Raw genomic sequence first — 25,057 nt, 5'->3', positions numbered from 1 at the left:
CTTGCTTTGAAAGCGCTTAAATTATAACCGCCTGAGTAATAATTCGCTACCTTTTTTGTTAAAAATTTGTAAAGTTTTGTTAAAGACTGAGTCAGCTTATGTGTGTGTGCTTTGAGGAATGGTTTTGGGTGTTGGTTTTTAGCTAAAAACCAACAAATAAAAAATTCAATAAAATCAATACCTTTTCTGACCGTTTTTTGGGCGGAAAATTAGGTCTTTTTTTTGTTTTGGTAAATAGGATGGATTGGGTGCGGTGGTTTCGGACGTTTTGACCTATAATGAACAAAATAGCCACAGTGACCACGTCCGAGTTAGGGAATTTAAAGCGAATTCCCTAACAACCCACGCTTTGGCTGCAGAATGTGGCCTGCGGCTCCCCGACGCCGCCGCTCGGTCTTAACGCACCGTTTGTGGGATTACTCGTATCATCCTGATACTCGCCTCTACGAGGCCACCTTCGCTATGCTCAGGTGTTCAAATTTGTTCCAGACAAATTTGTCCGACGCACCACAACACGCCAAACATCCCTGTTTGGCGTGCTAACCTCACTCTGTTGTCGGCACATTCTGACGCCGGAATAAGACAAACAACATAATCTTAGGGTGTTTTTTGGTGAGTTGTTTTTGTATTAAAAAACAATGTAATTACATCCAAAAATCAGTCAGAAAAGGTATTGATTTTATTGAGGTTTTTATTTTGTTGTTTTTTATGATCGCTGATGTAAAGATTTTAAAATTATCGCTGTATTTAGATTAGAATTAGCAAGTATATTGTCATTTTTGTTTAAAAATGACGCTTTCACATCAAACAAGCCTTGCTTTATTATTTAATTACTATAATATAGCCACTTCTTTGACGCGGGGTGGAGCAGCTTGGTAGCTCGTCGGGCTCATAACCCGAAGGTCGTTGGTTCAAATCCAGCCCCCGCAACCAATTCTTATCAATCCTTGATATATCCTTTTTTCTAAATCACTATTTTGTTTTTGGCACAGCTAATAATGTTGCAACAGCTTCGCTAATGCGTCTGGCTATGTAGCTATTGTTCATGGTGTACAAATGTATCCCATCCACATTTTGTGAAACTAAATCAACAATCTGATCGATGGCATAAGCAATGCCCGCATCACGAAATGCATCGGGATGATGTTCATATTTTTCCATCATTTGTTTGAATTTTTTCGGTAGATTCACTCCACACATCGATACCATGCGCTCAATTTGGTTTTTATTGGTCACTGGCATAATGCCGGCTTCGATCGGTACATTAATGCCCATATCGTGTGCTTTATCTAAAAATGCATAAAAATAGTCATTATCAAAAAATAGCTGTGAAATAAGTTGATCAGTACCCGCATTGACCTTTTCTTTTAAGTGGATCAGATCTTGTTTTAGGGTTGATGCTTCAAGGTGTCCTTCTGGATAACATGCACCAATCACGTTAAAATCACCGTTTTCTTTAATAAATGTCACCAGTTCGCTGGCGTATCGAAAATCATCTTTGGGCGGTACATTCGGGCTGATGTCACCACGCAAAGCAAGCACATTATCAATCCCTGCACATTTAAGATCGTGAAGGATTTTTTGCATCTCGGCTTTATCAAAATTAATGCCCGGCAAATGAGCAACACTTTCGATGCCATAAGTATGTTTGACTGAATGGGCAATATCAATGGTGGTTTGACCATTTAAGCTACCACCAGCACCATAAGTAACACTGATAAAATCAGGTTTAAAATAACCAAGCTCTCGCAGAGTGCTGTAAATGGTTTCTAAAGGTGATGTTTTTTTAGGCGGAAAAACTTCAAAAGAGAACACCGTTTTTTTATTAAATAATAGATTTGTTTTCATTTTTATTATCCATTCGTTATATCGCTTATTTTCCTTATTGACATTTCCGCCGCCCAAATAGGCGGCGGAGTTGCCAGACTCATAAAATACGATGTCTTAATAAATAAGCTCAGTTCTTTATAAAACAGTGCTTAATTGAGTGTTTTCCTTACTGCTAATGTAGCTTCAACAAGATGCTGTAAGCTTTCAACCACTTCTTTTTCACCACGTGTTTTTAAACCACAGTCTGGGTTAATCCATAATTTTTGTTTATCGATCTTCGCCAGTAACTTTTCGATCGTTGCTTTAATTTCAGCAACAGGTGGAACGCGTGGCGAATGGATATCGTAAACACCTGGCCCAACTTCGGTTTTAAAATTATTGGCATTGAGCACATCAATTAATTGCAGATTAGAGCGAGAAGCTTCAAACGAAATTACATCGGCATCCATGGCATCAATATCTTTAATGATGTCAGCAAATTCGCTATAACACATATGTGTATGAATTTGAGTATCAGCTTGTACTTTGCTGTGTACTAATCTAAATGCCGGAATCGCCCAATCAAGATATTCGCTGTTCCAATCCGCTTTACGCAGTGGTAATTTTTCTTTTAACGCGGCTTCGTCAATTTGAATAATCTTAATGCCTGCAGCTTCAAGATCTAACACTTCATCACCAATAGCCAATCCAATTTGGAATACCGATTCTTTTTGCGAAATATCTTCACGTGGGAATGACCAGTTAAGAATCGTTACCGGTCCAGTTAACATCCCTTTAACTGGTTTATCAGTCAGGCTTTGTGCATATTTTGAATATTCAACCGTAATCGGTTTAGAACGTGAAATATCACCCCAAACAATCGGTGGCTTAACGCAACGTGTACCGTAAGATTGCACCCAAGCTTTTTCGGTAAACACAAAGCCATTTAAGCTTTCACCAAAATATTCGACCATGTCATTACGTTCAAATTCACCATGAACTAACACATCAATGCCGATCTCTTCTTGCAATTTAATACACTCAGCTATTTTTTGTTGATTAAATTCAGTGTATTGATTCAAGCAAATTTCGCCTTTTTTGAATTTAGCACGATTTAAACGCACATCAGGTGTTTGCGGGAATGATCCAATGGTTGTAGTTGGTAATAGTGGTAAGTTAAAGGCTTTTTTCTGCGCCGCTTCACGCACTGAAAACTCAGGTAAACGGGTAAAATCAGACGCATTTAATGCCGCCACTTTTTGGCGAACCGCGTGGTTTGCACCTTCACGTTCACGGGTAAATAGTGTTTGATTAGCTTTATAAGTCGCATTATTTTCAGGATTTGCTTCTTTAAATAACTGACCTAGTTCAGCAAGCTCTTGCAGCTTTTCTTGGGCAAAAGCAAAATAAGCACGTTGTTGAATGGTTAATTTGGTTTCATTTTGCAATGTATAAGGAACATGCAGTAATGAACAAGATGTATTAATGACAATATTTGTGGCTTTTTGTTTGATTTTACCAAGTAATGCTAAAGTTTTTTGGTAATTGTTTTTCCAGATATTTTTGCCATTAACAACACCGGCAAATAATACTTTATCAGCAGGGAAGCCATTATTTTCAAGCAAAGCTAATGATTGCTTACCTTCGACAAAATCAAGCCCAATACCATCAAAAGGCAGTGCCACTAATTCTTTATAACAATCACGCACATCACCAAAATAGGTTTGTAGAACAATTTTGGTGTTACCTTTAACCGATAAAATCGCTTGATAAAGTTCGATAAATAAAGCGATATCGTCTTTATTTAGATCGGTCACTAAAATTGGCTCATCAATTTGGATCCATTCAGCGCCAAGCGTTGTGAATTTTTGGATGATCTCTTGATAAGCTTTAATGATATCCGCTTTAAAATCACCGAGCTGTTTTTTACCTAAATACTGCGCTAATTTAAAAAAGGTTAATGCACCAATCACAACTGGCTTGGTTTGTACACCTAGCGCTTTAGCTTCTTGATATTCGTCAAAAGGTTTAGTGCCTGTTAACTTAATTTGTACTGAATCTTCTATTTCAGGTACTAAATAGTGGTAATTAGTATTGAACCATTTTTTCATAGCTAGCGCGCGTACATCGCCTTTTTCGCCCTGATAACCACGTGCCATGGCAAAATAACGGTCAAGTTCAGATAAACCTAAATCTTGGTAACGTTTTGGAATAACATTAAGTAAACACGCTGTATCTAACACCGCATCATAGAATGAAAAATCATTCGATGAAATAAAAGCAATTTTTTGCGCGGCTTGCTGTTTTAAATGCTCAGCTCGTAACGCTTTGGCTTCGTTTAATAGTTCAGCTTGGGTTTTATTACCTTTAAAATAAGCTTCTGTTGCAAATTTAAGTTCACGAAGCTTACCAACACGAGGATATCCAATAACAGCAGTATTCATTTTTATTTCCTTTTATCCATTTTCTTATAGTGATAAAAAGATAACAAAAAAAATTGGTATTGGATAATTCTAGTTTTTTATTGATTGCTATAGTTTTTAACTATATCAACTAAAATAAAAAATCCCACTATGGTTAAATAGTAGGATTTAATATTAAATATAAACTAATGAAAGCTAAGCCAATTATTGACGCCACTCACCATGAATTGGTCTTGCAAAATGAGCAAGCACAGCAATCATACACACTTCGATCGATGCACCCCAATAGATATGACCTAGAATTTCACTCCAAAGTTCATAACCATTTAAGTTCCATAACCAACCAACCGTACCTTCCGCATCATAAGCAGGATGGCGGAAACCAAGCAATGGAATTAAAAAGCCGTGCATCACAACAGTAATAATAATGCCGTACAACGCCCCATACCATAAGCGGATTTTGTTGCAATAATATGCACCTGCAACATAAACAAAGGCAAAAGCAAAACTGAATAACCAGTGATAAAGTGTCACCGCACCTAAAACGCTTGCCCCTTGGTAAATATAATCAAGCGAGTGGGAGTTAATCCCAAGCCAACCCAGCCATGCATCAATATGTGCCGCAGGTGGCGAAATTTCACCCGGTACTCGTGGAGGCATATTAACTTCTGAACCCCATTTTACTAATGAACTGAAAAATCCGCCGATAATTGTTGTCCAAATAATAACTTGACGATTTGTTTTATTTCCAAACATACTTAGGTTCCCATAGTTATAATAAATAGGTGTTCAAATTATACTCCTGTGTAATTTTAGATAAAAGAAGAATAAGTTGAGGGAGGTGTAAAAGTTATTTTGATGAGTGGTGGTGGTTATTTTTGCACCGCTTTTTGGAAAAGGTAATTTTTGGAGCAATCTGTTTTGTTGATAAATAATCAAGCACTAAAATCAGATAAATTTAGCTTAAATAAATTATTGAGTATAATTATTTATTATTAAAAAGGTATAGAATACTGAATATTTTTACAAAAAAATTAAAATGTGAACAGGTGGGTTATTTGATTAACGAAAGTTGGCAATTTAGAATATTAAAAAGATTTCATATAGTCTTATATTTTAATAATCATTGAAGTAAATTCAGCTAACCAATTTTCATACGATAACATGTGTTTAACTAACCCCCTTATATCAGCAATATCATATATAGCATAAAAAATTGCATCAGAGGGGCTTATTCGTTTGAATATCTTTTTCATGTCTATTGGATCATTTGTCATAAAAACTATTGCATCTTGATTAGGAATTCTTTTTGCAGCAAAATGAGCAAAAATATTTCTATGGTTTCTTCGAAATTTTATTTCTTCAAGTTTCTCTTCTGCTTCTTTTCTTTGTTCATAGTTTAGGCTTAATTCTGAAAGGCAAGATATAATTTTATTAACTAAATTAGGAATAATATTTAATTCTTTTTGACTTGTAATTAAAATTCCCTTTTCGTTTAATACATTAAAACAACGCCTAATGTTTAAATCAATAAAATTGTAAGTTTGTATATACATACCTAATATTCTAAAGTCTTCATTAGTTAAATTTTCTAACAACTCAACTTCAAATTTTTTAAATTCATTTTCCAATGCTAATGTTTTTTCAGTCCTAAATCCTTCTGGTAATCCCATTTTATTTCTCTTTTATTTAATTTTTATCCAAAAATAATAAATCAATCTAATTTAGAATGAATTATCTCTTTACACTCAACTTACCGTAATTTATGCACAATCTCAACTAATTCATTTTTTAAATTAAACCTAATCATTATTGTCAATATTAATACGACAGAACCACCCCGTATGCTTTTCCCCAAAATTTCAAAAAAACAAAAACAACACCCTGTATTTATTTACAGTGTTTTTACTGCTATACTGCCAATATGATAACTAGCCTTATGTATTAATTTATTATGATAACTCAACTAACTATTAATAATTTTGCTATTGTAGATCAGCTTCTTGTCGACTTTACTACGGGGATGACCGCTATTACGGGTGAAACGGGCGCGGGGAAGTCGATTGCTATTGATGCATTAGGATTATGTTTAGGTAATCGTTCTGATGCTTCATCTATTCGGCATGGGGCTGATCGTGTTGATATTTCGGCTTGTTTTGTGCTTGATGATACGCCAGCAGCTTTTGCTTGGTTACGCGAAAATCAACTTGATGAGGGTAATGAGTGCATTTTGCGCCGAGTGATTAATCAAGACGGGCGTTCTAAAGCATTTATTAATGGTCGTGCGGTACCTATTTCGCAATTAAAAGATTTGGGGCAAATGTTGATTCAAATTCATGGGCAACATGAACATCAGCGCCTGTTACGCAGTGATTATCAACAACTGTTACTCAATCATTATATGAATGAGCCCACCTTGCTTGCCCAAATGCAGCAAGCCTATAGACAGTGGAAAGAAGCAACACGAGCTTATCAGCAGTACGAAACCTCACGACAAGAGCGTGATGCGCATATGCAGCTTTTACAATATCAATTGAAAGAACTTAATGAGTTTTCGCCAATTGAAGGAGAATATCAACAAATTGACGAAGAATACAAGCGATTATCTAACAGTGAACAATTAATAAATCTAAGCCAACAATCTGTGATGTTATTAGATGAAGCCGATGAATATAACGTTAGTAATTTGCTTAGTAGTGTTAAAAATAGTGTTCAAGAGCTAACCTCGCTCGATCCTGCGTTAAATAATGTTTATAACATGTTGGAAGAGGCATCAATCCAAATTAAAGAAGCAAGCGATGAACTTCGTCATTATAGTGAACGTTTAGAGCTCGATCCTGCTCGAGTCATGCAACTTGAACAGCGGTTATCAAAACAAATTGCTTTAGCGCGTAAGCACCATGTCACCCCTGAAACATTGCCCGATTTACATCAAACCTTGTTAGCTGAATTTAAACAGATCAATCAGCAAGATGAACAAAGCGAACTACTGAAAGCCGATATTACCAAATATCATCAAACCGCTGTTGAGATTGCTACAAAATTGCATCAAAAAAGATTAACGATAAGCAAAACATTAGCCAAAAAAGTAACCACTATTATGCATGACTTATCCATGCCTAATGGACAATTTAGTATCGATATCACTTTTGATGAAAACCGATTAAATGAAGACGGTGCCGATCAAGTCACCTTTTTAGTCAGCACCAACGCAGGGCAAAGTCCACAACCGCTTGCTAAGGTGGCCTCTGGTGGTGAGTTATCACGTATTGCCTTAGCCATTCAAGTTTTAACAGCGCAAAAAATGGATACACCAGCATTAATATTTGATGAAATTGATGTCGGTATTAGTGGACCAACTGCCGCTAAAGTCGGTCAGTTATTAAGGCAACTGGGTGAATCAACACAAGTGATCACTGTAACCCACCTGCCACAAGTTGCAGGGCAAGCAAATCAGCACTATTTTGTTAACAAACAAACCAATGGCAAACAGACTTCAACTGATATGCAAAAACTAGATAATACTGGCCGTTTAAACGAACTTGCTCGCTTATTAGGGGGTGACAAAATTACAGACGCAACATTAGCCAATGCGAAAGAGCTACTTATTATCTAACTGAATTGTGGTAATATAGCGCTTTCATCTTGATGTGAAGGAAGCTTGATCATGAGTCTATCGGGTAAACATATTTTGTTAGGCATTACTGGTGGTATTGCCGCTTATAAATGTCCTGACCTTGTTCGCCATTTAAAAAAAGCGGGTGCGCAAGTACGTGTTGTTCTGACTGATTCTGCTAGCCATTTTGTGACTAAAATGACTCTGCAAGCTGTTTCTGGCAATCAGGTTTCCTGTGATCTCTTTGATCCATCAGCCGAGCTGTCTATGAGCCATATTGAACTGGCCAAATGGGCTGATTTAGTCCTTATTGCCCCTGCAACAGCCAATATTATTGCCAAAATGGCTAACGGCATTGCTGATGATCTGCTGTCAACAGTCTGCTTAGCAACCCCATCGCCAATTGTTATAGCGCCAGCCATGAATCAACAAATGTATAAAGCGGCAGCAACGCAACATAACTTATCAGTATTAGCATCAAGAAATACCTTAATTTTAGGGCCTGACAGCGGCTTTCAAGCCTGTGGTGATATAGGGCCTGGACGAATGTTAGAGCCTGAAACGATTGTTGAAAATATTAAGCATTATTTTTCAACCACTGCAATGCTTTCAGACATATCGATAACTATTACGGCAGGGCCAACAATTGAAGAAATAGATCCTGTCCGTTATATTAGCAATTACAGTTCGGGTAAAATGGGTTTTGCAATTGCAAAAGCCGCGGCAGAAATGGGAGCAACAGTCACGTTAATTAGTGGGCCGGTTTATTTAGATACGCCCAATAACGTTAACCGAATTAATGTTAAAAATGCGATACAGATGTACGACGAGGCATTAAAGCACGCCCAAAAGTCGACGATTTTTATTTCTTGTGCCGCCGTTGCAGACTATCATGCTAAGACAATTGCAACGCAGAAGATCAAAAAAACCAATGATACAGATGAACTTACTATTGAATTAGTAAAAAATCCCGACATTGTCGCAAGTGTCGCAGCACTAAAAACGCATCGCCCATTTGTAGTAGGATTTGCCGCAGAAACCAATGATGTGAAGGCTTATGCACTAAAAAAATTAACGACAAAAAACTTAGATTTAATTTGTGCTAATGATGTTTCAGACAAAACCATTGGCTTTAATTCTGATCAAAATGCATTAACGTTATATTGGCAAAATGGTGAGCAAACGTTACCATTAAGCAACAAACAACAATTAGCAACACAGTTACTTGAAGCAGTTATAACACGATATAAAGCGAGTCATGATGAAAAGAAAAATTGATATAAAAGTATTAGACAAACGTTTAGGAAATGAATTTCCACTACCAACCTATGCAACTGAAGGCTCAGCAGGTATTGATTTGCGTGCAATGTTTGATAAAACAACCGAAATCAAGCCCGGCGAAACCATCTTAACCCCGACAGGTTTATCAATGCATATTGCCGATCCTAGTTTAGCGGCATTGGTCTTACCGCGTTCTGGACTTGGTTCAAAAAATGGTATTGTGCTTGGAAACTTAGTTGGTTTGATTGATTCAGATTATCAAGGTCAGTTATTTGTTCCTGTTTGGAATCGTAGTCAAACCCCTTTTGTGATTGAAGCAGGCGATCGAATTGCCCAATTAATCATTGTTCCGGTTGTACAAGCCGAATTTAATATTGTTGATGAATTTGTTGAATCAGCACGAGGTGAAGGTGGATTTGGGCATTCGGGTAAAAAATGATTGTGACAAGCAAAAATAAAAATCGTAAAGAAGATATATTGCAGGCATTAGCAAAAATGCTTGAGTCCAACGAAGGCACACAACGTATTACGACAGCTAAATTAGCCGCAATGGTAGGGGTTTCTGAGGCAGCGCTTTATCGACATTTTCCAAGCAAAACCAAAATGTTTGAAAGCTTAATTGTCTATATTGAAGATATCTTGTTGTCTCGTATTAATGTCATTATGCAAGATGAGCCAAACACATATACTCGCTTACAACTTATTCTTGCATTGATATTAGGCTTTTCAGAAAAAAACCCCGGATTAACTCGGATTATGACTGGACACGCATTAATGTTTGAACAAGATCAATTACAAGAACGTATTAGCCAACTATTTGAGCGAATTGAAACACAAATTAAGCAGGTTTTGCGTGAACGTAAAATTCGAGAAGGCGTTGCTTTTAGCACTGATGAACGTATTTTATCTAGTCAATTATTGGCTTTTTGTGAAGGTATGATGGTACGTTATTCTCGTTCAGGTTTTAAACATCTACCCACAACCGATTTTGATACACGTTGGGCATTATTGGCCAAGCAACTGATTTAGTTCATATCAATAACACACGTTGACAGAAATATCTGTTACCTATTACTGAGGATAATAAGATGAATTTTGAAGTCTTTTTAAATCATGCTATTTCTTTTATCAAAAGATATGATGGTGTTGTATTTAGCTATATCGCCCATTTTTTCTTTGCGATTCTTATTTTTGTTATTGGTAGAACTATCGCCAGATTTATTAGCAACCAATTAAAACGGATATTATTCAAACGGCACGTTGACCCAACTGTTGTTAAATTTGTCAGTGCTTTGTCGTACTATGCCATTATAGTCATGACATTGGTGGCGGTGTTAGGCCAATTAGGAGTACAAACTGCTTCTATTGTTGCTATCATTGGTGCAGCGGGTTTAGCGGTTGGTTTAGCATTGCAAGGTTCACTATCTAACTTTGCGGCTGGCGTTATTTTAATTATCTTCCGCCCATTTAAAGTAGGCGAAACAGTTGTAATAAATAGCCAACAAGGCGTGATTGATTCAATACAAATTTTTTCAACTTCGATGGTCACATCAACCAACGAATTAGTGGTGATACCCAATAGTCAGGTCGTCAACACCAATATTATCAATTATACCCGTTTGCCAGAAAGGCGTTTAGACTTAGTCATTAATGTCGGCTATGATTCTGATATTCAAAAAGTTTACCAAGTGTTAAAGCAAGCAGTTGATAAAACACAAAACATATTGACCACCAAAGCACCAACCATTCGATTAGATGTGTTAGATGCTTCCTCAATGAATTTTAATGTATTAGTTTGGACATTAAATGAAAACTACGGAGCAGTAAAAGGGGATCTGCTTGAAAATATCAAAAATGGATTAACTGCAAATAATATTAATATTCCATATCCAACAATGGATGTAAATCTTAACAATAAATAATCCGTTATAAAAATGCCGTCGATACAAATCAACGGCATTTTTCATTATACGCATCGCAATTAAATATCTTGATCCATATTTAAAGCAGGCTTGTCGCAATCAGGGCAACCCACCACTTTTGCGGGCACACCAGCAACGGTAGTATGTGGTGGCACAGGATCTAACACCACAGAACCCGCACCAATTTTAGCCCCTTTGCCTATTTCAATATTGCCTAAAATCGTGGAATGCGCACCAATCATTACGCCCTCACGAATTTTTGGATGACGATCACCATTTTGTTTACCGGTGCCACCTAAAGTGACGGATTGCAAAATAGAAACATCGTTTTCAATTACCACCGTTTCACCAATCACAATGCCTGTTGCATGATCAAACATCACCCCACAGCCAATTTTTGCCGCAGGGTGAATATCCACACCAAACACTATCGCAATCTGGCTTTGTAAAAAAATGGCCAATGATTTACGGTTTTGCTTCCAAAGCCAATGTGCAATTCGATAAGCTTGTAGTGATAAAAAACCTTTGTAATAAAGGAGAGGGGTTGAATAATAGTTGGTTGCAGGATCACGAATATAAACCGCAATAATATCGCTTACTGCAGATTGGATAAGGCTTTGATCAGCTTGATAAGCCTGACGAGCAATCTCACGAATCTCAATAGCAGGCATTACTTGTGTTGCCAGTTTATTAGCTAAAATATAACTTAATGCACTGCCTAAATCCTCGTGATTAAGTAAAGTCGCGTGGAAATAACTTGCCAGCATTGGCTCGCTTTCGACTAACTCAAAGGCTTCTTGCCGAATGGTTTGCCACAGCCGTTCGGGTTTTACAACTATTTTTGCATCGCTCACAACAAGTCCTTATACACAATAACTAAAATTGTTCACATTGTTTCGCAAACTTAACCTAGAAGCAAGTTTTGTATTCATTTATCATTACGTTAAAAAGCAGAAAAGAGATAATAAAGTAGCATCACCTTATTTAGAAAGAGCCTCTTTGTAAGTGAAATAAAATATATTAGCTCAAACCAAATAAAGGCATAAAAACAAAACAAGTCTAAAACGTTGTTTACCCCCCCACAATGCCCAATCCCATTTTCAATTTTGTCTATTTTACTTTTAATGATGACGGTTAATTCCGTCATTAAATACTATAATAAATAGATCTATTGCAACGGCATACATTTAAATTTGCATTGTTAGATTAAAATTTTTAAAGCAATAAAGTATTATAACTTTCAACGATAATAAGAAAATTAGCCATTGTACAATGGGTTAAGTTCTATTATTATAAAAATATAATTTCGTTATGGAGTATACCTGTGTAGCTTTTTGCGCGTTCTTTCTATCAAGAATTATTATAGTTACTCGCGTGATGCACAGAAGTCATATCTTTCCTATCAACTTTTGATAACCTTATAAATGCATTGCTTCACGCTGTAATTTTCTTTTGTTTTTTCAGTGGTGATTAAATTCAATGCAATCTTTACGTAAACAATGGTTTTCCAATATCAAAAATGATGTTCTATCGGGCATCGTTGTAGCACTTGCCCTTATTCCTGAAGCAATTGCTTTTTCAATTATTGCCGGTGTTGACCCTAAAATGGGGCTGTATGCGGCTTTTTGTATAGCGGTTATTACTGCTTTTGCTGGAGGTCGCCCGGGTATGATATCTGCCGCTACCGGTGCAATGGCGCTAGTGATTGCCGGACTGGTTAAAGCACATGGGGTTGAATATTTGCTTGTTGCGACAATCTTATGTGGTATTTTTCAGATTATTGCCGGTTTTCTTCAATTAGGGAACTTAATGCGCTTTGTTTCTCGCTCTGTGGTAACAGGTTTTGTTAATGCATTAGCCATCTTAATTTTTTTAGCGCAACTTCCTGAGCTAACCAATGTCACATGGCATGTCTATGCAATGACCATTGCTGGGCTTGGCATAATTTATCTGTTCCCTTATATCCCCAAAGTAGGAAAAATGATTCCTTCACCACTACTTTGCATTCTTATTCTTACCGGTATCTATATGTATTTTGGCATGGATATACGCACGGTGGGTGATATGGGTACATTACCCACTAGCTTGCCTACATTTTTACTGCCCAATGTTCCTTTTAACCTTGATACCTTATTGATTATTCTGCCTTACTCCCTTTCATTAGCCATTGTCGGCTTATTAGAATCAATGATGACCGCAACCATTGTAGATGATATTACCGATACACCGAGTGATAAAAACCGAGAATGCAAGGGGCAAGGTATTGCCAATATCGTGACAGGCTTCTTTGGCGGTATGGCGGGGTGCGCAATGATTGGGCAATCAATTATCAATATGAAGTCAGGCGGACGAACGCGTCTATCCTCATTTATAGCCGGAACTGTACTTTTATTATTAGTTGTCTTTTTACAAGACTGGGTAAGCCAAATTCCAATGGCTGCGTTAGTAGCTGTGATGATCATGGTTTCCATAGGAACCTTTAGTTGGGACTCGATTAAGAACCTTAAATCGTACCCACTTTCAACCAATATTGTGATGCTGACAACTGTAGCTGTCGTTGTATTTACCCATAACCTTGCTTATGGCGTATTTGTTGGGGTATTACTGGCATCACTGTTTTATGCCAATAAAGTCGCTCATTACCTACAAATTCAAACTGAGCAACCCAGCAAGGAACAACGTATTTATACCGTGTATGGACAAGTATTTTTTGCTTCTTCTACCAAATTTATTAGCTCATTTGATTTAAAAGAGGTTTTACAAAAGGTAACAATTGATCTTACCCACGCACATTTTTGGGATATAACCGCTGTAGCAGCTTTAGATAAAGTGGTGCTTAAATTCCGCAAAGAAGGGGCACAAGTGGAAGTGTTAGGGCTAAATAAAGCCAGTAGTACAATTGTAGACCATTTTGGCGTTTATGATAAACCCAAGGCGAAACAAACACTAAATAATCACTAAACTAATAGGTAATAAAAATAGCTGCATTGATAGTTTTGCATCATGACTTATTGGTTGTGATTATGTGGAATGAAACAATAAAAATGCAGCTTTTAAAACGAAAATTCACAGCCAATAGGCAGTGAATAGACATTACGCATAAATAGACTGCAATTGCCAACTTTCCAATTTTGTCACTTTCGCTTTTCCGTTTTCAGCAAAGAGGTTGATAACTCGCTTGGCTGGTAATTGCGGGTAAATACGACTAGTAAGACTATACAAATCATCATTAACAAAAACCTCGACAGATGAGGCATCAACAAAAATATGCAAAGTTAGCTTATCTGTTTTTGGTAGCGGTACGCTACGATAACCGGTTAATTCAAGACCGGATAAACTGCGATCAAGTATAATTCGCTCGGATTGTAAATCAACATATAGTAATGTTGCTTGTTTACCATCTTCTGTGGCTGCAAGTTGCAAACCAAAACGTTCAGCATCGCTTTGGATTAAATCAAACTCAATATTAATCTCACAGCTAATCGATTGAATATCGGTGTTTTTAAGCTCGTTTTTTAAGAGGATATTATTTAGCGATTCTGGTTTTTCGCGCAATGCTTCAAGTTCTTTAATAGGGCAATTACGGACATAATTATCCTTATCTAAAATCAATTCACGCGGCAAAGTAAAAGCGCCTGCCCATTTATCTTTTTTACTTGGCATAGTCGATTCCCACATATCCATCCAAGCAAACACAATACGACGCCCATCGGCTGCAAGAAATGATTGGGGTGCATAAAAATCGTGTCCAAAGTCCATTTCTTGGAACGGTTTAATGATTGAAAATTGCTCGCTTGGTTGCCAGTGCCCCACAATATAACCTGATTGGAACAAATTACGATATTGATAGCCTTTCGCTTGCATACCTTGTGGTGAAAACATCAACACCCACTTATCACCAAGGGAAAAGAAGTCAGGACATTCAAGCATATACACATTTGGATCGATATGACTAACAACAACATGATCGAACGTCCAATTTGTTAAATCCCCTGAACGATAAAGCAATACTTCGCCCACATTATCTGGGGTTCGTTGCCCTACCACCATCCACCATTGACCATCTTGTTGCCAAACTTTGGGATCACGAAAGTGCATAATCCCGTCTTTAGGCGCAAGTACCGTACCGTGTTTTTCAAAATGAATACCATCTTGACTACTTGCAAGGCATTGGGTTTGGCTTATTTGCTCGTCATCACCTTGGCCGCTTAACCAGACATGCCCAGTATAAAATAAACACAGCTCACCATCATTATCAACAGCAGAGCCCGAAAAACAACCACTTTTATCAAATTCTTGATCAGGGGCAATTGCGATTGGTAATCTACGCCATGTCACCAAATCATCGCTAACAGCATGCCCCCAATGCATTGGACCCCAGTTTTCATCGTAAGGATGATGCTGATAAAAAGCATGATATTGCCCTTTAAAATAGATCAAACCATTAGGGTCATTCATCCAGCCAGATTGTGGCGCTAAATGAAAATGCGGGTAATACTGCTTATTAACAAACTGCGCTAATTTCTTAACCGCTTGGTTGGCTTTATCGATAGCACTAGACATACAATCCCCTTATTAACCCAATGTTACATTGACACCATTAATCATAGCCGGATTTACCTGTTAACATTAACCTATGGTAAAATAGCTCGCCAACAATGTGACAAATGTCATACTTTTTAAATATTATCCATGATTTTTTTGATCGACGATTTATCCTATTATTAACCTTTGATCAAGATATATCAAACAATAAAACCCTAACTTATTTATACAAAAACCGAAATATATTCACTGAATTTAACTAACACAAATTGAGTCATAAAATGAATAATACTAAAGTTTGGTCTCTTGGAGATGCTGTTATTGATTTATTGCCATTTGGTGATATGAATTATAAAGCTTGTGCTGGTGGCGCGCCGGCTAATGTCGCAATTGGTATTGCAAAATTGGGGCTACCCTCCGCTTTTATTGGCCGTGTGGGGAATGATCCCTTTGGTCATTTTATGGAAAAAACGTTCCTTGAATATCATGTGGATTGCCAAAGCCTTGAAAAGGACGAACACTATAAAACAAGTACTGTTGTTGTTGATTTAGGTCAAAATGGGGAGCGGAGTTTTACTTTTCTTGTTTCTCCTTCTGCTGATCAATTTTTGTCTCAGCAAGCGATACCTGATTTTAACCAAGATATTTTACATTTTTGCTCTTTGGCACTCGTTGGTCACACTTGTCGGCAAACGCTTAAAACCGCCATTGAAAATCTTACCGCTAAAAATGGATTAATTAGCTTTGATGTTAACTTGCGTGAGCAGATGTGGGCAAATAAAGATGAAATGCGCACAACTATTACTCAATTTTGTCATGATGCCGATATCCTTAAACTATCAGATGAAGAACTATTTTGGCTCACGCAATGCAATGACTGGCATGAAGCATTAAGTAAACTACAACAGCACTATAAAACACCATTAAAGTTAATCACTAAAGGTAAAGATGGCAGTATTGTATTATGGCAAGGTAAAACATTTTCTTTTGATTCGTACCAAGTAAATAGTATTGATACCACCGGTGCGGGTGATGCCTTTGTAGCAGGACTACTTAGTAGTATTGCCTCATCAGGAATGCCTGAAGATAAACTCATGTTAGAAAGCATGATGACGATAGCTAGTGCTTGCGGTGCCTTAGCGACAACCCAAAAAGGCGCGTTAACAGCACTACCCGATAGCACATTTTTACAATCATTTATTAGCGATAATCCAACATTAACGGCTAAACAAATCGCTTAGTCAAGAAAAGCATGAATAAGGGCAGCCAACCACATTTTCAAAATAAAATTGTGCTCAGCTGCCCTTATTGCCTATTTAATTCACTGCTTATAAAAATCAAATCGTCTTTAGTACCCGCCACATTGCGATCTTGCCCACTGGTCAATTATAAAAACTTCGTCAATAGTGGTTGGATCAGGGAAAGCTAATTGATCTAATACCTTTGCTACATTTTTGGCAATATCCATAAAACCAATTTTATGTTGCAAAAATGCTTCTACCGCAATTTCATTGGCTGCGTTAAGTGCCGTTGTGGCAGCTTGCCCTTGATTGGACGCTTCTATTGCCAATTTTAAACAAGGATAACGATTAAAATCAGGCTGTTTAAACGTTAAAGCCGAAATTTGACAAAAATCCAAAGGTGGTACACTGGATGGAACACGATCGGGATAAGACATGGCATAAGCAATAGGTGTACACATATCAGGCACCCCCAGTTCTGCCACCACACTACCATCTTGATAACGTACCATGGAGTGAATAATCGATTGCGGATGAATAATAATTTCCATTTCGTCAGCACTTGCATTAAATAACCAACGTGCTTCGATATACTCAAGTCCTTTGTTCATCATGGTTGCCGAATCCACAGAAATTTTTTTACCCATCGACCAATTAGGATGTGCAACCGCTTGCGCTGGCGTAACCGATGCAAGCTTATCTATTTCCCAATCGCGAAATGGCCCACCAGAACCCGTTAAAACTATTTTAGTAATACCCTGTTCAGCCAAATTAGCAAAACCTAAATTATGCTGTACCGTCATTGGCAAACTTTGAAAAATCGCGTTATGTTCACTATCTACTGGTAACAGCTCAGCGCCATACTCTTTAACTGCTTGCATAAACAGATGTCCACAAGTCACAAGTGATTCTTTATTGGCAAGTAAAATACGTTTACCTTTTTTAATTGCCGCAAGGGTTGGTTTTAGCCCAGCAGCACCAACAATAGCAGCCATCACTTGATCGACTTCGGACAACTGCACTAAATCACAAATGGCTTGTTCACCGCTTAACACTTCAATATCCAATTTTAGATTGGCAAGATTTGCTCTTAGCTCATCAGCTGCTTGTTCTGTTGCCATGGCAACATATTTAGGTTTAAATGCCAAACATTGCTCAGTCATTTTGGCTGCATTATGACCACCCACTAAGGCATATGCCTTAAACAGATATGGATTTTGAGCAATAACCGCTAGCGTACTGCAACCAATTGAACCAGTCGACCCTAAAATTGTGATATTTTTCATATTAATACATCAGTTTTATATTATGGTTATTGAAAAAAGAGATAAATTCCTTAGTGGGGGCTTTATCGGTAATAATTTGATTAAACAGCGTTAATTCACTAATCAAAGCCGGTTTAACTTGATTAAATTTAGTATGATCGGCAATCAAAATACGCAGGTCAGATTGTTTCATGGCTTGCAACTTCATATCAAGTTCATCAAAATGATAACAAGTGACTCCTCGTGATATATCAACCCCAGCAGCTGAAATAAACGCTTTATTTGGGCAAATCGAATTTAATTGGCAATGCTGTCCAATAGAGGTAAAAATAGCATTATTAACCTGATAATAACCACCACATAAAATTGTCTTACAATTAGGTTTATTTTGTAATGCTAAAAATGCGTTTAATGAATAGCAGATAGCGGTAAAGGTTATTTCATCATCAATAGCATCAATGATAAAAGGGATTGTGGTACCGCAATCAAAAAAGACGGTATCATTTGCATAAACAAGTTTGCTGGCTAGTTTAGCAATATGTAGCTTTTCGTTAACTTGTTTATCTTGCTGATCTGAAACAAAATATTGCGTTGCTTGATAACGAGCTTCACTAACAATATAACCGCCTAAAACCGTTAATGATGTAGGAATATTATTTAAATCTCGTCGAATGGTCATTTCTGAAACCGCTAACAACTTAGCCGCCTGTTTTAAATGAACCTTATCTGTTTTTTTTAAAATTTGAATGAGGTCATTAATTCTTTTTTGCGATTGCGTTTCCATTCAGATTCCATCAATATCAATAAGCGACATAAAGTCGCTTATTGATAAGTTTATTGATTAATAACTGCTTGATGATGTGGTATCACCCGATACAATAGCAATGCCTGCGCTTGCACCTAAACGCGTTGCACCTGCTTGAATCATTTTTTCAGCGGTTGCACGATCGCGAATACCACCCGATGCTTTAACACCCATCTCTTTACCTACAGTGTCGCGCATTAATTTAACATCCTCAACAGTTGCACCCGACACGCTAAAGCCAGTTGATGTTTTCACAAACGCAACGCCAATTTCTTTACAAATAGTACAAACTTTGACAATTTCTTCTTTGGTTAATAGACAGGTTTCTAAAATAACTTTTAATGGCACAACGCCACAAGCTTTAAATACTGCTTCAATATCATGTTTAACCGCATCGAAATCATTGCTTTTTAACCAACCTACATTAATAACCATATCGATTTCTTGAGCGCCAGCTTTAACCGCCATTTCGGTTTCGAACGCTTTAGCGCTAGTGAGCATGGCACCAAGTGGAAAGCCAACCACCGCACACACTTTTACATCACTGCCATTAAGTAAGCTTGCCGCTAAAGGTACATAGCCTGAATTTACACAAACCGAATAAAAATGATATTCCTTAGCTTCATCACAAAGCTTACGAATTTGATCTTCTGTCGCATTCATTGCGAGTAAAGTATGATCAATATACTTTGCATAATTCATAACGAGATCCTTAAAATGTCTTTGTAATAATGTTTAATTAAATATTGTTAGTATGTAAATAAATAGAGATGTTATAAAAATAACAAATATAGCTAAATGTTGTTATTTTTATAACATTATGGCGAAATTGTTTGAAATAGTACAGATAAAAATCTGTGTTTGAGTTTTAGGTTTTTTGTGAAATAAGTAACATTTATGTCAACGCTTAGGTTTCGGCAAATTTTGATGCCGGAATGAGGCAAAGAAAATAAGCCTTTGTTTTTTTGTTAAAAACAGAAACAAAAAACTTTAATAAAATCAATACCTTTTCTGACCGATTTTTACTATGTTATTTTTATAGATCACCGTGTGTTTTTTTAACTTTGTTTTGAGGGCCAAGTCAGTTGGTGTATAACTAAAATCAAAAATCATTCGCACCCCAGTCGGGAAGTTGCAACCTAGATGCGTATGTTGCTGATTTAGCCATATCCCCCCTAACTTTCTTCCTTTTTATCAGCAAGCTTGCATGACAATTTTAGGTTGAAAGTCTTGGGTGATGAATAAGTGCTGTGCTAGTAGTGCTAATTTTACTGGTAGGCATATTATGCCAAGTATTTAATTGATTCCATTCGTTAAATTAACACCACTATTTCAAAGTACACAACAAACACTTATCCACCAACTGCTTGGTTATTCTTATTTATTTTACCCCTGAGCCACCGCCTGCCACGCTTTCGGCATCGGCGGAGGGGGGCGGCGCTATTGTAGCTTCACCGCAACAACGCAACCCTAAGGGATAGCCCCCTCGGGGGCTTTATTCTTGTCTATATTACTCCTCTTAGCACCATAACCGCCCTCCACGCCCTAAGGATTAAGAACTAAAACCTAAAAGGTGCAAACAGCGTAATATCGGAAAAAGTAGTCGTTGACGGAACCGTCTCCCGCGTGGACAAGGAAGTACAAGTTATCTGTTTTAACGTCGCTTGCCCGGTAGTGGTCGCCTACAAAGCCCGCATCAGCGTAGTTGTCCATGCGGCCCCACTCCGTGAAAAAACCTGCACCTATGTGACGCTTGTAATGATTATCACTAGACGACGGCGTGGCACCTACTGCACCTTGACAATTATCTCCACTCCACGTTCCTGAACAAACTGCATTGGTTAAATCCCTTACCTGTGACAAACGATAACCTAAACTATTACACCATGTGATTTGATTAGAAGGGGTATCATATTTATAACCCTGATGGACGAACCACTGCCTCAACACAAAGCCATATTTCACGACAACATTACCATTACTATCCTTACCAACCAACTCAAATGTCTGTGGCAAAGATGGACGTGTTAGTGAACTTGGATTACTTGAGTTTATTTGAGTACTATCAGCTTTAGGACCATGCAATGTTACCCGAGTTACATTCTTAGATTTATCTCTAATCCAGTTATCATGTTGTATGGTATCTCCAGTCCATGGGTCTTGGTGTGAATCTGTACGCGGCCTTGTCCAACTCACCGTTGCGCTTATACTACCATTTGTGATAACCATCCAACTCAACTGACTTCCATCCACTCCACCTATGTCCAAATCAAAATACAACCCATCAGCACCCGTTGTAGGAAAATTTCGGTTGTAAGAGGATGAATTATGAGACTGAGCTAAAAAACCCTTTGTAGGAGACCATATGTTAGCTGGGCCGGCAAAGCGAGGATAATCATTAGAATGGATGCCAGTTGTGTCACCAAACAACAAATTCGGCCTTGCGTGACAAACAACAGGACCACTATACGGATTAATATAATAATCTACCGTTGCTCCACTGAAACTACTACTACTTGGCACACCATACAGGGTTGCTAATGTGCCACTTGTACTTGTTAAGGTGATCTTATAAGGTGCACTGCATATATCTAATACATCACTACGGCTGACCGTTCGGCCATTTTTATCTGTAAACGATACCGATATATTCCCCGATGCGGTAACTCCATTAGCACCCTGACCATCCCCATCATCATCTCCCCAATTACCCTGAACAACCAAATCATTTATACTAATTGAACTCTGTGATGACGGAACAACCATTGCTATATGACCTAAGTTACTCCCCACATACGGCAAAATTATCGGATTTGTCACACTTGATGGATTAGTAGATGGCGTGATAACCCGACCATCCTGCAACTTAATAAACAATAAACTGTCTGTATCTATTATCTTTGTTCGACCACCGTCGAACGTTAAATATGGCGCACTGCCCTCAATATACCTTGATGTATATGCCGTTAATGCCACAGAATTCTGTGTATATGACAACAACACGAAGAACAACGCGGATTTAGGGAATCTAAATAATCCAAGTAAGCTTGAAAATTTAGATAGAAAAGACAAGTACCTCGACCTTAGCGATAACCCTACAGGTAAAGTCGCCGATTTCGCTACGCGAAATGACCTCGGTGATAAAAATAAGAGTTGTGTCTGATTTCGACTACGGTGAAATTGAAAAAGATTTAGGGCGTAGGTTTGGCAGGCCAGATGCCAGATGCCAGATGCCATAAATGGTAGCGCATTTCGATCATCCTGTCAAGTAAATTTTTGTTTTATTTACATTTTTTGCAACTAATTGCTCGACTAACGAGCACTCCCTTGCTTTGAAAGCCCTTAAATTATAGCCACTTGGTTAATAATCCGCTACTTTTTCCGTTAAAAATTTGTAAAGTTTTGTTAAAGGTTAAGTCAACATACGTTGGCGGGCTTTGGGGGAAGGTTTTGGGTGGTGTTTTTTGACTAAAAAACACTTTATAAAAACTTTAATAAAATCAATACCTTTTCTGACCAATTTTTACTATGTTATTTTTATAGATTACCGTGTGTTTTTTTAACTTTGTTTTGAGGGCCAAGTCAGTTGGTGTATAACTAAAATCAAAAATCATTCGCACCCCAGTCGGGAAGTTGCAACCTAGATGCGTATGTTGCTGATTTAGCCATATCCCCTAACTTTCTTCCCTTTTATCAGCAAGCTTGCGTGACAATTTTAGGTTGAAAGTCTTGGGTGATGAATAAGTGCTGTGCTAGTAGTGCTAATTTTACTGGTAGGCATATTATGCCAAGTATTTAATTGATTCCATTCGTTAAATTAACACCACTATTTCAAAGTACACAACAAACACTTATCCACCAACTGCTTGGTTATTCTTATTTGTTTTATATTCACTCCCAATCTTATTAACTCGGCGCTTCACAGTACGGGGCGCTGTTGTTTGTTAGATTGTCCTCTCAGGCACCACAACCGCTCCCGCCAAGGATTAAGGACTAAGATATAAAAGCTAAGGTGTGGTACAAAGGCCATAAAGGCTGTAACCGGCACTGAAGCTGTTAATGTCGCCGAGGTCCCAAGCGACAGTGAAGCTATTGCCACCTGAAACGTCGCTCGTCCAGTAGATGTTGTCGACAAAACCCGCATCAGCGTAGCGGTAAAGGATGCCCCACTCCGTAAAAAAACCAGCACCTATGTGACGCTTGTAATGATTATTACTAGACGACGGCGTGGCACCTACTGCGCCTCGACACCAAAATCCTGAATGCCAACCAGAACAAACCGCATTAGTTAAATCCTTAACTTGTGGCGCACGATAACCCAAACGATTGCACCAAGATATTTGGTCAGACTGACTAGCGTCTTTATTACCCCGATGGACAAACCACTGCTTTAACACAAATCCATATTTAACCACCACATTATCCCTACTATCCCTACCCACCAACTCAAATGTCTGTGGCAAAGATGGCAATGGAGTAAGCGGACTAGGATTATCTGACCCTATCTGAGTACTATCAGCCCTAGGACCGCTTAACGTTACCCGTGCGACAACTTTTTCTTTATCAACACCAGGAATCCACCTATCATTAGCTGCTACACTTGTCACCGTAGCCGTTATTCCACCACGCGTGACCGGAGACCATGTCAACTGACTTCCATCCACCCCACCTATGAGCAAATCAAAATACAATCCATCAGCACCTGTAGTTGGAAAGTTTTGGTCGTAAGATAATGAATCATTTGACTGACTTAAAAAACCCTTTGTAAGAGACCATATGTTAGATGGGCCGGTGAAACCGTCTGTGCCATAACTAAGATTTGGCCTTGTGTGACAAACAACAGGACCACCATACGGACTGATATAATATGTCACCGTCTGACCACTAAAACTAGTCCTATTAGGAACTCCGTACTGTGTTTGTAAATATCCCCCTGAACTACTTAAAGTTACCCTATAAGGAGCATTACAAATACTTAATGCATCGTTACGATTAACGGTATTGCCATCCTTATCCGTAAACGATACCGATATATTCCCCGATGCGGTAACTCCATTAGCACCCTGACCATCCCCATCATCATCTCCCCAATTACCTTGAACAACCAAATCATTTATACTAATTGAACTCTGTGATGACGGAACAACCATTGCTATATGACTTAAGTTACTCTCCACATACGGCAAAATTATCGGATTTGTCACACTTGATGGATTAGTAGATGGCGTGATAACTCGATCATCCTGCAACTTAATAGACAATAAACTGTCTGTATCTGTTACCTTTGTCCAACCACCGTCGAACATTAAATACGGTAAAGTACCTTCAATTACTCTTGATGTATGCGCCGTTAAGGCCACAGAACTCTGTGTATATGACAACAACAGCACGAAGAACAGCGACAATCTAGGTAAGCTAAATGATCTAAGTAAGCTTGGTAACTTAAGTAAGATAGAAAAATTAGAAAAACTAAGCGAGCTAAGTAAAAAACCTAACCACGACGAACACCCCGACGACCTCGCCAAGCGCAATGAGTTTGATAATTTCGGTGATAAAAATAAGAACTGTGTCTGATTTCGACTACGGTGAAATTGAAAAAGATTTAGGGCGTAGGTTTGGCAGGCCAGATGCCAGATGCCAGATGCCATAAATGGTAGCGCATTTCGATCATCCTGTCAAGTAAATTTTTGTTTTATTTACATTTTTTGTAACTAATTGCTCGACTAACGAGCACTCCCTTGCTTTGAAAGCCCTTAAATTATAGCCGCTTGGTTAATAATGCGCTACTTTTTCCGTTAAAATTTTGTAAAGTTTTGTTAAAGTTTAAGTCAACATACGTTGGCGGGCTTTGGGGGAGGGTTTTGGGTGGTGTTTTTTGACTAAAAAACACTGTATAAAAACTTTAATAAAATCAATATGTTTTCTGACTGATTTTTGGGCGGAAAATTAGGTCTTTTTTTGGTTTTGGTGAATAGAAGAAATTAAGTGCGCAGGTTTCGGACGTTTTGACCTTTGGTGAATACAATAGCTATAGTGACCACGTCCGAGCTAAGGGAATTAAAGCGAATGAACTGCCCCCCAAAAGTTGGATTGTTTAAATCTACTTTTGGGAATAAAATTATGGCAAAAAAATATACATTCGATTTTAAA

General features: G+C 37.9%; 18 protein-coding genes and 1 tRNA gene. 8 read left to right on the top strand and 11 right to left on the bottom strand.

Annotation, left to right across the window (positions count from 1 at the left end):
• Positions 1 to 856 precede the first annotated feature (856 nt).
• A tRNA-Met gene (locus tag GQ598_RS10065) sits at positions 857 to 933 on the top strand.
• Between the two features lie 39 nt (positions 934 to 972).
• Here the strand turns inward: GQ598_RS10065 and metF are convergent.
• The 4 genes from metF to GQ598_RS10045 form a co-directional block, all read right to left on the bottom strand.
• Positions 973 to 1,848 (bottom strand): methylenetetrahydrofolate reductase [NAD(P)H], encoded by an 876-nt coding sequence (gene metF, locus GQ598_RS10060; protein ID WP_160404008.1) that lies wholly within the window; start codon positions 1,846 to 1,848, stop codon positions 973 to 975.
• 131 nt (positions 1,849 to 1,979) lie between these two features.
• On the bottom strand, positions 1,980 to 4,253 hold the full coding sequence (gene metE, locus GQ598_RS10055; protein WP_160404007.1) for a 5-methyltetrahydropteroyltriglutamate--homocysteine S-methyltransferase: 2,274 nt from the start codon (positions 4,251 to 4,253) through the stop codon (positions 1,980 to 1,982).
• Positions 4,254 to 4,436: 183 nt separating this feature from the next.
• A complete protein-coding gene (locus GQ598_RS10050) occupies positions 4,437 to 4,988 on the bottom strand; it encodes a DUF1440 domain-containing protein (RefSeq protein WP_160404006.1) in 552 nt (183 codons plus the stop codon).
• Positions 4,989 to 5,341: 353 nt separating this feature from the next.
• Positions 5,342 to 5,905 carry a P27 family phage terminase small subunit gene (locus GQ598_RS10045; RefSeq protein ID WP_160404005.1) on the bottom strand — a complete coding sequence of 188 codons (564 nt, stop codon included), beginning with the start codon at positions 5,903 to 5,905 and terminating at the stop codon, positions 5,342 to 5,344.
• A 281-nt stretch (positions 5,906 to 6,186) separates the two neighbouring features.
• Here GQ598_RS10045 and recN point away from each other — a divergent pair, with 281 nt between their 5' ends.
• From recN to GQ598_RS10020, 5 genes are read left to right on the top strand one after another with little or no spacing between them, the layout of a single operon-like run.
• Positions 6,187 to 7,848, top strand: coding sequence for a DNA repair protein RecN (gene recN / locus GQ598_RS10040; RefSeq protein WP_160404004.1), 1,662 nt, complete (start codon positions 6,187 to 6,189; stop codon positions 7,846 to 7,848).
• Between the two features lie 51 nt (positions 7,849 to 7,899).
• Entirely contained in the window at positions 7,900 to 9,126 is a 1,227-nt protein-coding gene (gene coaBC, locus GQ598_RS10035) for a bifunctional phosphopantothenoylcysteine decarboxylase/phosphopantothenate--cysteine ligase CoaBC (RefSeq protein WP_160404003.1), read from the top strand.
• A complete protein-coding gene (dut, locus tag GQ598_RS10030; RefSeq protein WP_034909576.1) occupies positions 9,110 to 9,568 on the top strand; it encodes a dUTP diphosphatase in 459 nt (152 codons plus the stop codon). Before coaBC ends, dut begins: the two co-directional genes overlap by 17 nt.
• Positions 9,565 to 10,158, top strand: coding sequence for a nucleoid occlusion factor SlmA (gene slmA / locus GQ598_RS10025; protein WP_160404002.1), 594 nt, complete (start codon positions 9,565 to 9,567; stop codon positions 10,156 to 10,158). The genes dut and slmA overlap by 4 nt, the downstream gene beginning before the upstream one ends.
• A gap of 59 nt (positions 10,159 to 10,217) precedes the next feature.
• Positions 10,218 to 11,051 carry a mechanosensitive ion channel domain-containing protein gene (locus GQ598_RS10020; protein ID WP_160404001.1) on the top strand — a complete coding sequence of 278 codons (834 nt, stop codon included), beginning with the start codon at positions 10,218 to 10,220 and terminating at the stop codon, positions 11,049 to 11,051.
• A gap of 59 nt (positions 11,052 to 11,110) precedes the next feature.
• Here the strand turns inward: GQ598_RS10020 and cysE are convergent, their stop codons facing one another.
• Positions 11,111 to 11,890, bottom strand: a complete 780-nt coding sequence (gene cysE, locus GQ598_RS10015; RefSeq protein WP_370516547.1) for a serine O-acetyltransferase — start codon at positions 11,888 to 11,890, stop codon at positions 11,111 to 11,113.
• A gap of 640 nt (positions 11,891 to 12,530) precedes the next feature.
• Here cysE and GQ598_RS10010 point away from each other — a divergent pair.
• Positions 12,531 to 14,012: a SulP family inorganic anion transporter gene (locus GQ598_RS10010; RefSeq protein WP_160403999.1), complete on the top strand. Its 1,482-nt coding sequence runs from the start codon at positions 12,531 to 12,533 to the stop codon at positions 14,010 to 14,012.
• A gap of 132 nt (positions 14,013 to 14,144) precedes the next feature.
• On the opposite strand, the gene GQ598_RS10005 is transcribed toward GQ598_RS10010, so the two are convergent.
• Positions 14,145 to 15,614, bottom strand: a complete 1,470-nt coding sequence (locus GQ598_RS10005) for a glycoside hydrolase family 32 protein (protein ID WP_160403998.1) — start codon at positions 15,612 to 15,614, stop codon at positions 14,145 to 14,147.
• A gap of 263 nt (positions 15,615 to 15,877) precedes the next feature.
• Between GQ598_RS10005 and GQ598_RS10000 the strand changes: the two genes are divergently transcribed.
• Positions 15,878 to 16,837: an aminoimidazole riboside kinase gene (locus tag GQ598_RS10000; RefSeq protein WP_160403997.1), complete on the top strand. Its 960-nt coding sequence runs from the start codon at positions 15,878 to 15,880 to the stop codon at positions 16,835 to 16,837.
• A gap of 107 nt (positions 16,838 to 16,944) precedes the next feature.
• Here the strand turns inward: GQ598_RS10000 and ispC are convergent, their stop codons facing one another.
• The 5 genes from ispC to GQ598_RS09975 form a co-directional block, all read right to left on the bottom strand.
• The gene (gene ispC / locus GQ598_RS09995; RefSeq protein WP_160403996.1) at positions 16,945 to 18,123 is read right to left on the bottom strand and encodes a 1-deoxy-D-xylulose-5-phosphate reductoisomerase; all 1,179 of its coding nucleotides are present in this window, start codon (positions 18,121 to 18,123) and stop codon (positions 16,945 to 16,947) included.
• 1 nt (position 18,124) lies between these two features.
• Positions 18,125 to 18,886 carry a DNA-binding transcriptional repressor DeoR gene (gene deoR, locus GQ598_RS09990; RefSeq protein WP_160403995.1) on the bottom strand — a complete coding sequence of 254 codons (762 nt, stop codon included), beginning with the start codon at positions 18,884 to 18,886 and terminating at the stop codon, positions 18,125 to 18,127.
• Positions 18,887 to 18,943: 57 nt separating this feature from the next.
• Complete coding sequence (gene deoC / locus GQ598_RS09985) at positions 18,944 to 19,609, bottom strand: deoxyribose-phosphate aldolase (protein WP_085247635.1); 666 nt, start codon at positions 19,607 to 19,609, stop codon at positions 18,944 to 18,946.
• Between the two features lie 864 nt (positions 19,610 to 20,473).
• Positions 20,474 to 22,144, bottom strand: coding sequence for a hypothetical protein (locus GQ598_RS09980; RefSeq protein WP_160403994.1), 1,671 nt, complete (start codon positions 22,142 to 22,144; stop codon positions 20,474 to 20,476).
• 770 nt (positions 22,145 to 22,914) lie between these two features.
• Positions 22,915 to 24,555, bottom strand: a complete 1,641-nt coding sequence (locus GQ598_RS09975) for a hypothetical protein (RefSeq protein ID WP_160403993.1) — start codon at positions 24,553 to 24,555, stop codon at positions 22,915 to 22,917.
• Positions 24,556 to 25,057: the final 502 nt, after the last annotated feature.

The organism is Gilliamella sp. Pas-s95 (genome assembly GCF_009795795.1).
GTDB classification, from domain to species: Bacteria; Pseudomonadota; Gammaproteobacteria; order Enterobacterales; family Orbaceae; genus Gilliamella; species Gilliamella bombicola.
The sequence above is the reverse complement of the archived record's forward strand: the minus strand, read 5'-3'. Positions and strand labels throughout refer to the sequence as shown.

Bases quoted from the DNA above. Each gene is read 5' to 3' on its own strand.
- metF (WP_160404008.1), bottom strand. From the start codon at position 1,848: ATGAAAACAAATCTATTATTTAATAAAAAAACGGTGTTCTCTTTTGAA.
- metE (WP_160404007.1), bottom strand. From the start codon at position 4,253: ATGAATACTGCTGTTATTGGATATCCTCGTGTTGGTAAGCTTCGTGAA.
- GQ598_RS10050 (WP_160404006.1), bottom strand. From the start codon at position 4,988: ATGTTTGGAAATAAAACAAATCGTCAAGTTATTATTTGGACAACAATT.
- GQ598_RS10045 (WP_160404005.1), bottom strand. From the start codon at position 5,905: ATGGGATTACCAGAAGGATTTAGGACTGAAAAAACATTAGCATTGGAA.
- recN (WP_160404004.1), top strand. From the start codon at position 6,187: ATGATAACTCAACTAACTATTAATAATTTTGCTATTGTAGATCAGCTT.
- coaBC (WP_160404003.1), top strand. From the start codon at position 7,900: ATGAGTCTATCGGGTAAACATATTTTGTTAGGCATTACTGGTGGTATT.
- dut (WP_034909576.1), top strand. From the start codon at position 9,110: ATGAAAAGAAAAATTGATATAAAAGTATTAGACAAACGTTTAGGAAAT.
- slmA (WP_160404002.1), top strand. From the start codon at position 9,565: ATGATTGTGACAAGCAAAAATAAAAATCGTAAAGAAGATATATTGCAG.
- GQ598_RS10020 (WP_160404001.1), top strand. From the start codon at position 10,218: ATGAATTTTGAAGTCTTTTTAAATCATGCTATTTCTTTTATCAAAAGA.
- GQ598_RS10010 (WP_160403999.1), top strand. From the start codon at position 12,531: ATGCAATCTTTACGTAAACAATGGTTTTCCAATATCAAAAATGATGTT.
- GQ598_RS10005 (WP_160403998.1), bottom strand. From the start codon at position 15,614: ATGTCTAGTGCTATCGATAAAGCCAACCAAGCGGTTAAGAAATTAGCG.
- GQ598_RS10000 (WP_160403997.1), top strand. From the start codon at position 15,878: ATGAATAATACTAAAGTTTGGTCTCTTGGAGATGCTGTTATTGATTTA.
- ispC (WP_160403996.1), bottom strand. From the start codon at position 18,123: ATGAAAAATATCACAATTTTAGGGTCGACTGGTTCAATTGGTTGCAGT.
- deoR (WP_160403995.1), bottom strand. From the start codon at position 18,886: ATGGAAACGCAATCGCAAAAAAGAATTAATGACCTCATTCAAATTTTA.
- deoC (WP_085247635.1), bottom strand. From the start codon at position 19,609: ATGAATTATGCAAAGTATATTGATCATACTTTACTCGCAATGAATGCG.
- GQ598_RS09980 (WP_160403994.1), bottom strand. From the start codon at position 22,144: ATGGCATCTGGCATCTGGCATCTGGCCTGCCAAACCTACGCCCTAAAT.
- GQ598_RS09975 (WP_160403993.1), bottom strand. From the start codon at position 24,555: ATGGCATCTGGCATCTGGCATCTGGCCTGCCAAACCTACGCCCTAAAT.